Origin of the sequence: Skermanella rosea, from assembly GCF_016806835.2 — a bacterium.
Taxonomy (GTDB): Bacteria; Pseudomonadota; Alphaproteobacteria; order Azospirillales; family Azospirillaceae; genus Skermanella; species Skermanella rosea.
The window spans coordinates 97237-112623 of record NZ_CP086113.1 but is presented as its reverse complement, the minus strand read 5'-3'; the positions used below and the strand labels follow the sequence as shown (position 1 = coordinate 112623).

Below are 15387 nucleotides of genomic sequence, written 5' to 3'. Positions count from 1 at the left end.
GCCATGGCCACGACTTTTCAGCCTCGGACCCGCGCAGTGTCGCGGCGCAGCTTCCTCGTCACGGCCGGCGGCCTCGGGATCGCGGTCGCGTTCGGCAGCCTGCCGCTGCCTGCCGTCGGCGCTACGGCCGCCCGCGCCGCCGAGGGCGGCTTCCGCCCGAATGCCTGGGTGACGATCGCGGATGACGGAACGATCACCATCATCTCGCCGGCCGTCGAGATGGGCCAGGGCATCATGACCACGCTGCCGCTGCTCGTCGCCGAGGAAATGGACGCCGATTGGGACCGGGTGCGCATCGTCCAGGCTCCCTCCGACGCGGAGACCTATGGCAATCCGGGCTTCTACGGGATCCAGCTCACCGGTGGCAGCGAGTCCACGCGCGGGTATCACGCGCTGCTTCGACTGACCGGCGCCCAGACCCGCATGGTCCTGCTGGCGGCCGCGGCCGGCATGCTGCGCGTGCCGGTGGGCGAGCTCTCGACCGAACCCGGCAGGGTCGTGCATCCCGTCTCAGGCCGCGCGCTCGACTACGGTGAGATCGCCGCGAACGGACCGCTGCCGGAACCGCTCCCTCAGGTGAGCGAGGCGGATCTGAAGCCGAGCGACAGGTGGCGTTATATCGGGAAGCGCACGATCCGGCGCGTCGACGTGCCCTCGAAGATCGATGGAACCGCCGTGTTCGGTATCGACGTCCAGCTTCCGGACATGCTCTACGGAGCGGTGCTGCGGGCGCCGGTCCAGGGCGAACGGCCCACCGCCATCGACGATACCGAAGCCAGGGCGGTGCCGGGCGTGACCCATATCGTCCCGCTGTCCTATGGGGTCGGCATCATCGGCGAGACGGTCGAGGCGACCAGACGCGCGAAGGAGTTGCTTCAAGTTGCGTGGAGCACCGGGTCCCGGGTCCGCGACTACACCAGCCGGCACCTGCTCGAGGCGTATCGCGCCATCGGCCGCGATCTCGGACGCCGAGGCGTTCCCGCGCATGTTGCCGGCGACGCGCAGGCCGCCATCTCGGGGGCCGCGACGGTGATCGAGGTGGACTATATGAGCGACCATGTCTCCCACGCGACCATGGAGCCGATGAACGCCACGGCGCTCGTCATCGGCGACAGGGTGGAGATCTGGGCGCCGACCCAGGGACCGACGGGCACGCAGGGCTTCGCGGCCGAGGTGATCGGCACCATGCCCGACAAGGTCAGGGTGCACACGACCCTGCTCGGCGGCGGGTTCGGACGCAAGGCCGAGAGAGACTTCATCGTCGATGCGGTCTCGCTGGCGAGGGCCGCGGAGGGACGGCCGGTCAAGGTCATCTGGAGCCGCGAGGACGACATGCGGCACGACAAGTTCCGGCCGCTGGAGGCCCAGCACATACAGGTCGGGCTCGACGCCGACGGGCACATCCTCGGCTGGCGGCACCGCATCGTGGCTGACTCCGTGTTCGCCCGCACCATGCCGGAACTGTTCGATGGCAAGGGCGGTCACGACGAGGTCGTGACCGAAGGCGCTCATTTCAATTACGCGGTGCCGGCTCATCACGTCGAGTATCTGCGTCAGGAAAGCGGACTGGACATCGGGTTCTGGTTCGCGGTCGGGGTGGGCTACACGAGGTTCGCGATCGAATGCGTCGTCGACGAGATCGCAGCCGCCAGGGGCATCGACCCCGTCGCGCTCAGGCTGGAGCTCCTGAGAGACCAGCCCCGTGCGTGCGCGGTGATCGAGACCGTCGCCCGGATGGCGGACTGGACTCGGGAGCGCGAAGGCCGGGGAATCGGCCTGGCCTACTCCGACGCTTTCGGCTCGCATTGCGCTCAGGTCGCCGAGGTGTCGCTCGACCGGGAAACCGGACGGATCCGGGTGCACAAGGTCTGGTGCGCGATCGATCCTGGCATGGCGATCCAACCGCTCCATATCGAGGCCATGATGATCGTCGGCATAACGAACGGGACCGGCCATGCGCTGTTCGAGCAGATCAACGTCGTCGATGGCGAGGTGGAGGAGTCGAACTTCGACACCTACCGGGTGATCCGCATGTCCGAGGCGCCCGAGATCGAGGTCGCCGTGGTGCCCACGCCAGGAAGCCCGGTCGGCGGTATCGGCCAGGCCGGCCTTCCGCCCACCGGCCCGGCGATCGCCAATGCGATAGCCCGGCTGACCGGTGGCGTGAGGCTTCGGCATTTTCCGTTCCTGCCGGACCGCGTACTGGCGGCTCTCGAAGCCTGAACGGCACGGCCATGAACTCCGGCGCCGGCCGGGGCGGTCCGCCCCGGCCGGCGCCGGATCGGCGATTTTCCCGATGGCCGACATTCTCGATTGAGGAGAACCGAATGATTCAGGGTCTACGACGGAGCCTGCTCGTCGCCAGTGCTCTGGCCGTCTTGTTCGCGTCCGCCGCGACGGCAGCGGAGAACAAGATCCTGGGGAGTTGGAGGGTCGTGAGCGCAGTAGCCAATCCGGAGACCGACAACATCCTGCCCTACGGCCCGAAGCCGCAGGGCATGCTCGTGTTTGCGCCGGACATGCATTACATCGCCGTTCTTCACGATCCGCGCATACCGCGGTTCGGCTCCGATGCCCGCGGCGGGGGCACGGCCGAAGAGAACGCGGCGGCGATGGCCGGCGCGATCGGCTTCTACGGAACCTACACCGTCGACGAGAACGGGGAGTTCAGCGGAAATACCGTGGAGGGATCGACCTTTCCCAATTGGATCGGCAGTGCGCGCACCACCGAGCAGCTTCGGTTGACCGTGGACGGAGACAGGATGCGGGAGACGTTCACCAGACCGGGCGGTTTGAGAATCGTCATCGAGTGGGAGCGCGTCAGGTAAAGTTGCAGCCCGAATCGCTTATTGGGGCGCGGCGCCGCGCGCGCTAGCCTCCGCTGACCTGACGGGCCCCACAGCGGGCATGGGGCCGCCACGACGAGGCCCCGCGTTTCCCGCCGGGGCCGCCACCATCCCCCGCCGTGCTCAGGCCGGCAGGACGACGGCGGCTTTCAGACCGGGATGGCGCAGCGACAGGACCACGTCGCCGCCATGCTGGCGGGCGATGGCGCGGGCGATCGAGAGGCCGAGACCGACGCCGCCCGTCTCGCGCGAGCGCGAAGCCTCCAGGCGGAAGAAGGGCGCGAAGACCTCCTCCATGTTGTCGAGGGGAATGCCCGGCCCGTCGTCCTCGACGACGATCTCGACCGTCGAGCGCGTGGTGATCAGCCGCACCTCGGCCCGGCCCGCGTAGCGCACGGCATTCTCGATCAGGTTGCGGATGGTGCGCCGGAGGCCGTCCGGCCGGCAGCGGTAGTTCACCCGTCCGCCTCCGACGAAGACGACGGACTGCCCGATCTCGGCCAGGTCGTCGCAGACGCTCTCGACCAGGGCCGAGAGGTCTATCGTGCGGGTCGGCTCGGCATTGGTCTCCTGGCGCGCGAGCGACAGCGTCGCCTCGGTCATCGCCTGCATCTCGTCGATAGTGTCGAGCATCCGCTCCTGAAGGTCGGGATCCTCCACCAGCTCGGCGCGCAGGCGCAGCGTGGTCAAAGGCGTCCTCAGGTCGTGGCCGATCGCCGCCAGCATGCGCGTCCGGTCCTCCACGAAGCGGTGCAGGCGCTCCTGCATGCGGTTGAACCCCTCCGCCGTACGGCGGATGTCGTCCGGGCCGCATTCGCGCAGCGGCGTCACCGCCTCGCCGCGCCCGAGCATCTCCGCGGCCTTGGTGAGTTGGCGCAGGGGCTGCACGATGCGCCGCACGGTCAGGACGCCCACGAGGGAGACGAGGACCGCCGTCAACGCGAGCGACACCGGGAGGTGGGTGTCCCAGATCGACGGCATGAAATGCTTGTAGAAGGCGACGTTGAGAACCCGGCCGTCGTTGAGCGGGACGATCACCCCGGCGCCGTTGCGTTCGGCATAGTCGAGATAGAGCGCCCGCGCCGGCAGATCCGCCCGATCCGCGGGCGGCGCCGTCCAGGCCATACCCTTCAGGAGATGCGCGGCGGTCGCGTCCTCGGGCAGCGGCGTTCTCGCGGCCGGGCTGCCCGCCGGCATGGCTTGGCCCGATCCGTTCAGGAGCGTCCGCAGAGGCACCTTGAAACGCTCGAACGCCTCGCCCACCCACGGTCCGGGGGCGGGCGCCGGGTCCTCGGATATCCAGAAGCGGGTGTAGTCCGTGCTGTTGACGCGGGCGATATCGGATTGAAGCGCCGGCGGCAGGGTTTCGACCAGCCGGGCCACGGCCGCCGCGCGGCTGCTGAGTTCGGTGCGCGCGGCTGCGCGCAGGTCCGTGAGGAACTGATCCCAGGAAATGCACATCCCGACCGTTTGGGAGGCGAAGAGCGCGACCAGCATGGAGGCGAGAAGCTGGACGGACAGGCGCTTGCGCCACCAGGTGAGAAGGCGCGTCACGAGGAGAAGACCTCCGGCATGAAGCTGTAGCCGCCGCCCCAATGGGTCTGGATGATGGTCGGGGACTTCGGGTCGGCTTCCACCTTGCGGCGCAGGCGGCTGACCTGGTTGTCGATGGAGCGGTCGAAGGGATCGGCCTCGCGCCCGACGGTGAGGTCGAGGAGCTGGTCGCGGCTGAGAACCATGCCGGGATGCTCGACGAACACCTTGAGCAGCCGGAACTCCGCCGTCGACAGCGGCACGCCCACCCCGTCCTCGCCCTGGAGCTCCCGCCGGCCGAGGTCGAGGACCCAGCGATCGAAGCGCACCATCCCGGCCCTGCGGGCGGTCCGCTGGTGCGGCAGGCTGTTGGCGCGGCGCAGCACCGCCTTGATGCGCGCCAGGAGCTCGCGCGAGGAGAACGGCTTGACCAGGTAGTCGTCCGCCCCGAGTTCCAGGCCGATCACACGATCGGTCTCGTCCGTCCGGGCGGTCAGGAAGATGATGGGGACCCCCCCGCCGGGGCCGGCCCGCAGCTCGCGGCAGAGGGTGAGCCCGTCTTCGCCCGGCATCATGATGTCGAGGACGATGAGATCCGGTGCCTTCCGCTCCAGGAGGCGGCGCAACGCCGCGCCATGCTCCACCGTGCTGACGCGGTAGCCCTGCTGCTGAAGGTATTTTCCGACAAGATCGCGAATGTCGCGATGGTCGTCGACGACGGCGATGTGGGGCACGGAGTCCATGATCGGTCCCGAACGCTGAACACAGTCATCCTTATACTGCGTCCGCCGCGAGATGCCTGGACGGAATTGTATCAAGATATTCCAGGAGCCCTGTAAACCGGGGCTTTGGCCGCAGCGCTGATACAATTCGGTACAAGGGCGGACAGTCCCGGCACAGGAGTGCGACAGGCGGTGGTTAGGGTGATCCTGGACGCGGCGGAGGTGATGGCGCCAGACACCCTCCCGCTTCCCGAAGCAGACCGTCCCAGGGGTTCGGGCGCTTCCGTTTCTCAGCACGCAACCGGGAACCAGCCAGCATGACATGTCCCAGGAGATTCTCCGCCGCTCCCGCCGAGGCCCTCGGTCCCGGCTCCGAGCACCGGGGGGCACGCGGCGAAACCCGGGGCAGCCCGGGGTCCGTGCAACGCAATGCCCGGTGACGCCATGCCGCCATGAGCGGCGGGTTGAGCCGACTTCCCAAGCCAACTTTGTCCGGAGCCGATCCCGATGGATCCCCACAGCATGCCAGGGACGCCCGCCTTCCTTCCGGCGCGCCCCGACTCCGATCGGAATGGCCGGGCGGTCGCGCCGTCAGGGCGTGCATCGGCCGCAGCCCTCCGTGCGCGCTGCCCGGCGGTCCGCCGGCGTCGACCCATCGATGCGACCGTGCCGGCATTGTCCGGCAGCCTTGAGGAAGAACGGCCGGAGTTCCGAACATGAGGCGCAAGCTCGCAGCGATCCTGGCGGGAGATGTCGTCGGTTTCAGTCGTATGATGGCCAGGGACGAGACCGCGACATATCGGGATCTCCGCTCGCTGTTCGACGATATCGTCGACCCGGCGGTCGCGCGGAACCAGGGCCGCATCTTCAAGCAGACCGGCGACGGTTTCCTTGCCTCCTTCGCCAGCGCCCACGAAGCCCTGGAAGCGGCCGAGCAGATCCAACTTGCCTTGGCGTCCTGCCGTTTCGATCTGCGCATCGGCGTCAATGTCGGCGACGTCATCGAAGAGAATGACGATACCTATGGCAACAGCGTCAACGTCGCGGCGCGGCTGGAATCGATGGCGAGACCGGGATCGATCTATGTCAGCGATGCCGTCCGCCGCAGCGCGGAGCCGTCGGCCAACTGGGCTTTCCGGTCTCTCGGACGCAAGGTGGCGAAGAACATGTCCGTGGGGATCGACGTCTACGAGGTCGTCGCGGCGGGCACGGTCGGGAACCGGCCCCGCTCACCATGGCAGCGCCTGCCGACCCAGCGGTCCATGGTCATGACCGCGGCTGCGGCGGTCGTCCTCGCGGTTCTGTCCGCAGGAGCGATGGGAAACCTCGGTCGGGGCGCGCGCTGGATCGCGGAGCTACCGTCGCGAGGCGAGCGCACCGCGGACGGCATAGCTTCCGTCGCGGCGTTGCCCTTCGCCACACTCGGCGGCCGGACCGGTCATGCCTATCTCGCTGACCGCTTGAGCGAGTACCTGATCGCCGGCCCGGCACGCCGTTCCGAACCTGCGGGGGAGGCGCGCGATCCGACTTTCGCCATGGGCAACCCCGCCGACATCCGAAATTCCGACCGGGCTCTGCCAAGCGGAGTGTTCCTTGGAAGGCAGTGCCCGGGGGCAGGATCCGCCGCCGCGCATCTCCGCTCACCCGATTGCTGTCGGACTCGCGACGGGGCTCCGGGCACAACCCTATGACTCGCTGCCCTGGTTCCCCACCAGCGTCTGCGCCGCCCCGATCGGTACGACGACGGGCGGGGTCATGTCCTTCGCTTTCCTGGGCGTCGTCGCCGGCTCCTCTCCCTGTCGCTTGCCCACGACGCTTTCCCAGGGTATGCGGCGAGCTTCCTGATGCTGGTTCTGGTGGCATCCCTCGGGGGACTCTTCGCAATGACGGTACGGAATATGCGGGATATCGATCCGGAGATCATGCGGACGGCGGTCGAGACAGCGATCGTCACCCGGCGCAGCGTGCGCGGCTTCCTGCCGACGCCGGTCGGCCGCGAGACGGTCGAACGGCTCCTGGAAGTGGCCAGCCGCGCGCCGAGCGGCAGCAACATGCAGCCCTGGAAGGTGCATGTGCTGTCGGGACCGGCACTGGAGCGCCTGAAGGCGGAACTGATCGGCCTCCATGAGAGCGGAGCTCCGGAGGCTCGGGAATACGACTATTACCCGCGCGACTGGCGGGCACCCTATCTGGACAGGCGCCGCGCGCTCGGCTGGAACCTGTTCGCCCTCGCCGGGGTGGCCAGGGGCGACCGCGAGGGGTCGGCACGCCAGCGCGGCCGAAATTACGCCTTCTTCGGCGCACCGGTCGGGATGATCTTCACCATCGACCGGGACCTCGGCCAGGGGAGTTGGCTCGACTTCGGGACGTTCCTGCAGAACATCATGATAGCGGCGCGCGGGCATGGGCTCGACACGTGCCCACAGGCGGCACTCGCCAACTATCCCGCCGTGCTCCGCCGCCAGCTCGGGATCCCCGACACCGAACTCGTGCTGTGCGGCATGGCGCTTGGTGTCGCCGATCCCGACGAGCCGACCAATCGGTTGGCCGCGGAGCGTGAGCCGGTCGCCGCTTTCACCAGATTCCACGACCGCTGACATTTCACCTGGATCCCGGGAGGGCGATCGGCCGTGCCGCGGAGCGGGTAGAAACCGTCCGATCGGGCCGTCCGTCAGGCGACGCGGTTTCCCGCCCGCCAGACGCACCGGACGATCGGCGGTTTGGCCGGAACGGCCGCGACCCTCACGAGGTCGCCCCGGCGTCCCGTGGCGATCTCGCCCCGGTCCGCCAGCCTTGTGGCCTCGGCGGGGTTGGTCGAGACCAGACGGATCGCGCGGGGCAAATCGGCCAGTCCCTCATCGGCGAGTTGGAATGCCGCCTGCAGCAGGCCGAAGGGCACGTAATCCGACGACAGGATGTCGAGGACGCCGGCGGAGAGCAGCCCGGCGGCGCCGATATTGCCGGAATGCGATCCTCCCCGGACGATGTTGGGCGCTCCCATCAGGACCTTGAGCCCGGCGGCATGGCTGAGCCGGGCGGCCTCGACCGTGGTCGGAAACTCGGCTAGGGAGATGCCAAGCCGGACGGCCTCGGCGACATGGTCGGCGGTCGCGTCGTCGTGCGACGCGACGCTGATGCCGGCCGCGTGGCAGCGCGCCGCCAGGACGATCCGGTTCCGATCGGCATTCTCCTCGGATTCCGCCAGCCGCCGGCGCGAGAACTCGGCGAATTCGGCGTCGCTGAGCTTCATCTTGCGCTGATAATAGGTCTTGTAGGCGGTGGGATCGACGAATTGCCGCTGGCCTGGCGCATGATCCATCAGCGACGCGAGCCGGATCAGCGGATTGTCGCCGATCCGCTCGAAACCGTCGACCACGTCGGGAGAGGACACCTCGCAGCGGATATGGAGGAAATGATCGGCGCGCAGGCGTCCTTCCGCCACGCAGTCGGAAATCGTCTGGGCCAGATCGCCGACGTCGGCCGGGGCGAAATCGGCATTCTCGTCCTCGCCGACGCGGAGCGCGTCGAACACGGTGGTTATGCCGGATGCCGCGATCTGGTTGTCATGGGCCTGCACGGCGGCGGTCATGTTCCAGCGCACCCTCGGGCGCGGCAGGAAGTGTCCCTCGATATGGTCGGTGTGCAGTTCGACCAGGCCGGGGATCAGGAAATCGCCTTCCAGGTCCTCGCCGGCCCGATGATGGCCGGTGGCGATGGGACCTGGGCATATCTCCTCGATCCAGCCGCGGCGCAGACGCACCGAACCGGTCACGACCTCGTCGCGCAGGACGATCCGGGCGTTCCGGAAAATCTGTTCTTCTGGCTGTCCGTGGGACATGTCGCCTCGTTCGCCGGTGTCTTCACCGGCTGCTTTCCGGGAGGGGGGATTGTGGTCAGATCACCAGCTTGCGGATCTGCTGCGACAGGATGTCGGTCACCGACACCGTGACGATCACGATGGCCAGGATCGCCGCCGCCTGGGGATAGTAGAAGCCTCGGATGGTCTCGAACATCACCTGTCCGATGCCGCCGGCGCCGATGATGCCGAGCACCGTGGCCGAGCGGACGTTGGACTCGAAGCGGTAGAGCGAGAACGAGATCCACAAAGGGAGAACCTGGGGGATCACGCCGTAGACGATTTCCTGAAGCTTCGAGGCCCCCGTCGTCCGGATAGCCTCCACCGGGCGCGGGTCGACCGCCTCGACCGCTTCGGAGAACAGCTTCGCCAGGACGCCCGTGGTGTGGACGAACAGCGCCATCACGCCGGCGAACGGCCCCAGCCCGACCGCCACGACGAACAGCACTGCGAAGACGATCTCGTGGATGGCGCGGAACAGGTCCATCAGCCGGCGGACCGGTTGCAGGACGTACCAGCGGCTCATGTTGTGGGCCGACAGGATGCCGAAGGGGATGGCGAACACGATCGCCAGGAAGGTGCCCCAGACCGCGATCTGGATGGTTATCACCATCTCCTCGACGTAGTAGCGCCATTCCGAGAAATCGGGGCGGGCGAAGCCGGATGCGTATTCCGCCATGTTCCCGGCATCGGTGAACAGGTAGGTCCACCGCCCCATCTCCGCCGGCGCCCAGCTCCAGAGCAGGATCCCCGCAAGGGCGAGCCACAGCAGCGGGCCGGATACCGCCCGGCTCCAGTCGCGGCGGACGGCGTCGGGCATGCCGGCGCGGTCTTCGTCTCGAGCGGCGTTGCTCATGGTAACCTCTTTCACGTCCTGCTCCGGATGCGCCGGGCTTGTCCGTCAGCCCTGCTGCCCTGCGGCCATCCGGCTCTCGTAACCGGCCTTCTCCGCGTTCAGCCTGGACAGCTCCGCCGCCCTGGCGTCGGCCGCCATACCCTGGTCGGCCTCGACCTGGGCGATCCGGCGGGTCAGCTCCATGACGCGGATCGGCAGGAGCTGATCGTCGGTCGAGGCGCGGAACGGCGCCCAGGCCAGGTCCTGAAGCACCTTCTTCTCGGCCGCGACATCGCCCGTCGATTTGTCGGTTCCATAGGTCAGGAAGAACGTCTTGATCTTCTCCTTGGCGTCGGCGCTCAGGTCCTTGCGCCAGACCAGCGGGTCGGCGGGAATCAGCGGCGACTTCCAGATCACCTTGATCTTCTGGAAGGCGGCCGGATTGTTCTTCTCGATCGCGGCCAGGGACTCGGTATTGGCCACGGAGGCATCGACCTGTCCGTTGGCCGCGGCCATCAGGTTCGTTTCGTGGTTGGCGTTGACGACGCGCTGGAAGCACTGCTTGGGATCGATCTTCTTCGCGGCGAAGATGAAGGTCATCGGCACCAGATAGCCCGAAGTCGAGTTGGGATCGCCGATCCCGAAATTGAGCGACTTGTCGCATGTGAGCAGATCGTCGAGGCTGTCGAGCGCGGAGTTCTTCGGCGTCACGACAATCGACCAGTAGCCGGGATTGCCGGAGACGTCGACCGACTGCGCGAAGACCTCGCCGTCGGCCCGGTCGACCGCCTCCATCGCCGACTTGTTGCCGTACCACGCCACCTGGACCTTGCCGAAGCGCATGCCTTCGATCACGCCCGCATAGTCGGACGCGAAGAACGGCTTGACCTCCAGTCCCGTCCGCTTGGTCATGTCGGCCAGCAGCGGTTCCCAAGCCTTGCGCAGGTTGGATTGGGATTCGGTCGAGATGATGCCGAAGTTGATTGCTTCCGCAGCCCGTGCCGCACCGGTCGTGACGGCGGCGGCAGCTACGGTGGTTGCGAGAAAGGCCGCGAGCGGGAGCGCCCTGATGCCGCGGTGGTTGATGCTCATCGTTGTTCTCCGGTTTCCGGTGAATTTGGGTAATCGAGTCCGTGGTCGGGGATGAGGGATCGGGGATCAGGCCAAGGCGGTCTTGCCGGGCGGCATGGCGTCCGCCGGGTCGTCGAACAGGACCAGCTCTTCCGAGGATTCCCCGTAGAGGTCGGACAGGAAGGCGTTGGTCAGTGCGGTGGACGGGCCGTCATAGACGATCCTGCCGTCGCGCATGGCGATCGTCCGGGGACAGTAGCGGCGCGCGTACTCGACCTGGTGGAGCGACACGAGGATGCTGATCCCGTCCTCGCGGTTGATCTGCGCCAGGATGTTCATCACGCGCCGGGCCGACGCCGGATCGAGCGCCGATATCGGCTCGTCCGCGATCAGGATCTTCGATCGTTGGACCAGCGTGCGGGCGATCGCCGCGCGCTGCTGCTGACCGCCCGACAGGGTCGAGGCGCGCTGATGGCAAACCTGAGGGATGCCGACGCGGGCAAGCGCCCCGCGCGCCGCGTCGCGCTCGGGCCGGGTGAACAGGCCCAGGGTGCCGCGCCAGCCGGGGACGCGGCCGAGATGACCGATCATCACGTTGGTCATCACCGACAGCCGGCCGACCAGGTTGAATTGCTGGAAGATCACGGCGACGTCGCGGCGGATCGCGCGGGCCTGCGGCCCGAACCTGCCGTCGTGCTGGACAAGGCCGCCGAACACCTCGATGCGGCCCTGTCCGGGATCGGCGATCTCCAGCCCGGCGATGTGCCGGATCAGCGTGCTCTTGCCGGAACCGGACGCGCCGATCAGCGCCACCATCTCGCCGGGCCGGATCGTCACGGCGACGTCGCGGAGAGCCCTGGTCCTGCCGTAGCTCTTCGACAGGCCGCGCACGGTGACGGCGGCCGGAACGCCCTCGCCCGGCTGTTGGGATCGGGCGGCATGCCCGGATCGCTGGTATCCATGGGAGCCTGCCGCGTCTCCGGCGCTGTCGAAACTGTTCGTCCAGGTCGTCATGCTGCCCTCCGGGCGGAAAAGCGGGATACGTCGATGACGCGGGTGGCGACTTGGGCGCGGACCGCCTCGTCGTGGAAGATGCCGAGGATCGCCGTTCCCGCCGCCTGCTTCTCGCGGATCATGGCGGTGACGACGGCGCGGTTCGCGTCGTCCAGCGACGCCGTCGGCTCGTCCAGCAGCAGGATCGGGTGATCGGTGATGAAGCCCCGGGCAATGTTGACCCGCTGCTTCTCGCCGCCGGAAAATGTGGCCGGCGGCAGGTCGCACAGGGCCGGCGGCAGGTTGAGCCGGCCCAGCAACTCGGCCGCCCGCAGGCGGGCCTCGTCCGGCGGCACGCCGCGCGACGTCAGGGGCTCGGCCACCACGTCGAGGGCTGAAACGCGCGGCACCGCCCGCAGGAACTGGCTGACATAGCCGATCTCGTTAAGCCGCAGGCCCAGGACCGTGCGCGCATCGCCCGCCGCGAGATCGACGAAGCCGCCGCTGCGGCTCGACCGGACCAGGATCTCGCCGGCATCCACCGCGTAGTTGCCGTAGACCATGCGCAGGATCGAGGACTTGCCGACGCCCGACGGCCCGCCCAGCACGGCGCATTCGCCGGCGGCCAGGTCGAACGAGACGCCCCGGACCACGGGAAGGCAGAGGCCGCCGCGCAGATGCATGGTGAACGACTTGGCGACACCGGTCACCCGCAGGACGACCGGCCGCGCCCGGCCGCTGTCGCCGAAGGATTCGAACGGCATGGTCATGACTCCGGGATCGAGGCGACGAGAAGCTGGGTATAGGCGTGGTGCGGATCGTCCAGCACCCGGTCGGTCAGGCCGTGCTCGATCACCCGTCCGTCCTTCATCACGATCATCCGCTGCGACAGCAGCCGGGCGACCGCCAGGTCATGGGTGACGATCACGACGGCGAGGCCCATGTCGGACACCAGCCGGCGCAGCAGGTCGAGCACCCGCGCCTGGACCGAGACGTCGAGGCCGCCGGTCGGCTCGTCCATGAACATCAGGCGCGGGTGGGTCACCAGGTTGCGGGCGATCTGGAGGCGCTGGCGCATGCCGCCGGAGAAGCCGGTGGGACGGTCGTCGATTCGCCCGGCCTCGATCTCCACCCGCTCCAGCCAGTCCCCGGCGGTATCGCGGATGGCGCCGTAATGCCGCTGGCCGACCGCCATCAGCCGCTCGCCGACGTTCGCGCCGGCCGACACGCGCATGCGCAGGCCGTCCGCCGGGTTCTGGTGGACGAAGCCCCAGTCGGTCCGCATAAGGAAGCGGCGCTCCGCCTCGGTCAACTCGGCGAGGTCCCGCAACGCGCCGTCGCGCAGCCGGTAGCGGACCGACCCGGAAGAACGCTCAATCCTGGCCGAAACGCAGTTCAGCAGCGTCGTCTTGCCTGACCCGGACTCGCCGACGACCGCCAGCACCTCGCCGGGCCAGAGGTCGAACGAGACGTCCCGGCAGCCCCGGCCACCGCCATGGTCCTTGGTCAGGCGCCGCACCTCCAGGATAGGGCCTTCCATCACGGCGTCTCCCCGGCCGAAGTCACAGGCAGTCCGGTTCCGGCATGTCCGCCGGCCCGGCGGGCTTCGCAGTGGTCGGTGTCGGAGCAGACGAACATCCGTCCGCCCCGGTCGTCGGTCACGATCTCGTCCAGGTAGACGCCGGAGCCGCCGCACAGGGCACAGGGGAAGTCGAAGCTCTCGACCCGGAACGGGTGATCCTCGAAATCCAGGCTGACGACGCTGGTGTGGGGCGGCAGGGCATAGATGCGCTGTTCCCGCCCGGCCCCGAAGAGCTGGAGCGCCGGCGACCGGTCGAGCTTGGGATTGTCGAACTTGGGGATCGGCGACGGGTCCATCACGTAGCGACCCTCGACCTTGACCGGATAGGCGTAGGCGGTCGAGATATGGCCGTGGGTCGCGATGTCCTCGTACAGCTTGACGTGGACCAGTCCGTATTCCTCAAGCGCGTGCATCACCCGCGTCTCCGTCTCGCGCGGTTCCAGGAAGCGCAGCGGCTCCGGGATCGGAACCTGGAAGACGATGGTCTGGCCCGTCCGCAACGGCGTTTCCGGGACCCGGTGGCGGGTCTGGATGATCGTCGCCTCGGCCGTGCGGGTGGTCGTCCGGATGCCGGCGGTGCGGGCGAAGAACGCGCGGATCGACACGGCGTTGGTGGTGTCGTCTGCCCCTTGGTCGATCACCTTCAGGACGTCGTCCGGTCCCAGGATCGCCGCCGTGACCTGGACCCCGCCGGTGCCCCAGCCATAGGGCATCGGCATCTCGCGAGAGGCGAACGGGACCTGGTATCCGGGGATCGCGATGGCCTTCAGGATCGCGCGACGGATCATTCGCTTGGTCTGCTCGTCCAGATAGGCGAAGTTGTAGGCGGGAAGCACGGGCCCGGTCATTCCGCCGCCTCCCGCCCGGATTCTCCGGCTTCGGCTTCGGCGCGCATCCGGCGCACCAGCTCCAGCTCCGCCTGGAAATCGACGTAGTGGGGCAGCTTCAGGTGCTCGACGAAGCCGGTCGCCTGGATATTGTCGCAGTGGGCGACCACGAATTCCTCGTCCTGGGCCGGGGCCGTGCGTTCCTCGCCGAACTCGTCGGCGCGCAGCGACCGGTCGACCAGCGCCATCGCCATGGCCTTGCGCTCCGACTGGCCGAGGACAAGGCCGTAGCCACGGGTGAACTGCGGCGGTTCCGTCCTGGAGCCCTTGAACTGGTTGATCATCTGGCATTCGGTCAGGCGGACCCGCCCGATCCGGACGGGAAATCCAAGCTCCGGTACCTCGACCTCGATGTCCACCAGCCCGATGCGGACCTCGCCGACGAAGGGATGGGTGCGCCCGTAGCCGCGCTGGGTCGAATAGGCCAAAGCCAGCAGGAACCCCTCGTCGCCGCGCGCCAAGGCCTGGAGCCGCAGGTCCCGGCCCAGCGGGAAGGCGACGGCGTCGCGGGTCAGGTCGGAAGGTTCGGCTTCGCCGTCGGGGGCGCTGTCGTCCCGCTCGACCAGCCCCTCGCCGTCGAGGATGTCGCTCACCCTCGGGCATGGCTCGCTCGATAGGCGATCGGTGCGGCGTTCCGGCGGCTCGACCGGTTCATCGCCGGCCATGGCCGGGTCGATCAGCCGGTGGGTATAGTCGAAGGTCGGTCCCAGAAGCTGGCCGCCTGGCAGGTCCTTGTATATCGCGGAGACGCGCCGCTCGACCCGGATCGCGGAGGTATCGGCCGGCAGCGACGCCGCGAACCGGGGCAGGGTGTTGCGGTAGGCGCGCAGCAGGAAGATCGCCTCGATCATGTCGCCGCGCGCCTGCCTGAGGGCCATCGCGGCTAGATCGGGATCGTACAGCGAGCCTTCGGCCATCACCCGGTCCACGGCCAGCGACAGCTGGCCCTTGATCTGGTCGAGACCGAGTGCCGGCACATCCCTGTCGCCCCGGCGGCGGTCGGCCAGGAGCCGATGGGCCTTCCCGATGGCGGCCTCGCCGCCCTTGACGGCCACATACATG

The 15387-nt window shown here is 68.3% G+C and carries 14 protein-coding genes; 4 read left to right on the top strand and 10 right to left on the bottom strand.

Going from position 1 to position 15387, the window contains the following annotated elements:
* The first annotated feature begins 3 nt into the window (after positions 1-3).
* Entirely contained in the window at positions 4-2223 is a 2220-nt protein-coding gene (locus tag JL101_RS31855; protein ID WP_203099435.1) for a xanthine dehydrogenase family protein molybdopterin-binding subunit, read from the top strand.
* A gap of 104 nt (positions 2224-2327) precedes the next feature.
* On the top strand, positions 2328-2828 hold the full coding sequence (locus tag JL101_RS31850) for a lipocalin-like domain-containing protein (protein WP_203099434.1): 501 nt from the start codon (positions 2328-2330) through the stop codon (positions 2826-2828).
* Positions 2829-2969: 141 nt separating this feature from the next.
* On the opposite strand, the gene JL101_RS31845 is transcribed toward JL101_RS31850, so the two are convergent.
* Together JL101_RS31845 and JL101_RS31840 are read right to left on the bottom strand one after the other, a co-directional pair.
* On the bottom strand, positions 2970-4400 hold the full coding sequence (locus JL101_RS31845) for an ATP-binding protein (RefSeq protein ID WP_228435615.1): 1431 nt from the start codon (positions 4398-4400) through the stop codon (positions 2970-2972).
* Positions 4397-5122 (bottom strand): response regulator, encoded by a 726-nt coding sequence (locus JL101_RS31840; RefSeq protein ID WP_202684160.1) that lies wholly within the window; start codon positions 5120-5122, stop codon positions 4397-4399. Before JL101_RS31840 ends, JL101_RS31845 begins: the two co-directional genes overlap by 4 nt.
* A gap of 695 nt (positions 5123-5817) precedes the next feature.
* On the opposite strand from JL101_RS31840, the gene JL101_RS31835 reads away from it, so the two are divergent.
* Together JL101_RS31835 and JL101_RS31830 are read left to right on the top strand one after the other, a co-directional pair.
* Positions 5818-6792, top strand: coding sequence for an adenylate/guanylate cyclase domain-containing protein (locus JL101_RS31835; RefSeq protein ID WP_203099433.1), 975 nt, complete (start codon positions 5818-5820; stop codon positions 6790-6792).
* Positions 6793-6984: 192 nt separating this feature from the next.
* On the top strand, positions 6985-7698 hold the full coding sequence (locus JL101_RS31830) for a nitroreductase (RefSeq protein WP_228435614.1): 714 nt from the start codon (positions 6985-6987) through the stop codon (positions 7696-7698).
* A 74-nt stretch (positions 7699-7772) separates the two neighbouring features.
* Here JL101_RS31830 and JL101_RS31825 read toward each other — a convergent pair whose 3' ends face one another.
* From JL101_RS31825 to JL101_RS31790, 8 genes are all read right to left on the bottom strand, one after another.
* A complete protein-coding gene (locus JL101_RS31825; protein ID WP_203099432.1) occupies positions 7773-8939 on the bottom strand; it encodes an alpha-D-ribose 1-methylphosphonate 5-triphosphate diphosphatase in 1167 nt (388 codons plus the stop codon).
* Between the two features lie 55 nt (positions 8940-8994).
* A complete protein-coding gene (gene phnE / locus JL101_RS31820; protein ID WP_203099449.1) occupies positions 8995-9777 on the bottom strand; it encodes a phosphonate ABC transporter, permease protein PhnE in 783 nt (260 codons plus the stop codon).
* An 81-nt stretch (positions 9778-9858) separates the two neighbouring features.
* On the bottom strand, positions 9859-10884 hold the full coding sequence (phnD, locus tag JL101_RS31815; RefSeq protein WP_203099431.1) for a phosphonate ABC transporter substrate-binding protein: 1026 nt from the start codon (positions 10882-10884) through the stop codon (positions 9859-9861).
* A 66-nt stretch (positions 10885-10950) separates the two neighbouring features.
* Positions 10951-11877, bottom strand: coding sequence for a phosphonate ABC transporter ATP-binding protein (gene phnC / locus JL101_RS31810; protein ID WP_203099430.1), 927 nt, complete (start codon positions 11875-11877; stop codon positions 10951-10953).
* Entirely contained in the window at positions 11874-12620 is a 747-nt protein-coding gene (gene phnL, locus JL101_RS31805) for a phosphonate C-P lyase system protein PhnL (RefSeq protein ID WP_203099429.1), read from the bottom strand. Before phnL ends, phnC begins: the two co-directional genes overlap by 4 nt.
* A gap of 2 nt (positions 12621-12622) precedes the next feature.
* Complete coding sequence (gene phnK / locus JL101_RS31800; RefSeq protein WP_228435613.1) at positions 12623-13399, bottom strand: phosphonate C-P lyase system protein PhnK; 777 nt, start codon at positions 13397-13399, stop codon at positions 12623-12625.
* The gene (locus JL101_RS31795) at positions 13396-14286 is read right to left on the bottom strand and encodes an alpha-D-ribose 1-methylphosphonate 5-phosphate C-P-lyase PhnJ (RefSeq protein WP_203099427.1); all 891 of its coding nucleotides are present in this window, start codon (positions 14284-14286) and stop codon (positions 13396-13398) included. Before JL101_RS31795 ends, phnK begins: the two co-directional genes overlap by 4 nt.
* The gene (locus tag JL101_RS31790) at positions 14283-15386 is read right to left on the bottom strand and encodes a carbon-phosphorus lyase complex subunit PhnI (RefSeq protein WP_203099426.1); all 1104 of its coding nucleotides are present in this window, start codon (positions 15384-15386) and stop codon (positions 14283-14285) included. The genes JL101_RS31795 and JL101_RS31790 overlap by 4 nt, the downstream gene beginning before the upstream one ends.
* Between the last annotated feature and the right edge of the window lies 1 nt (position 15387).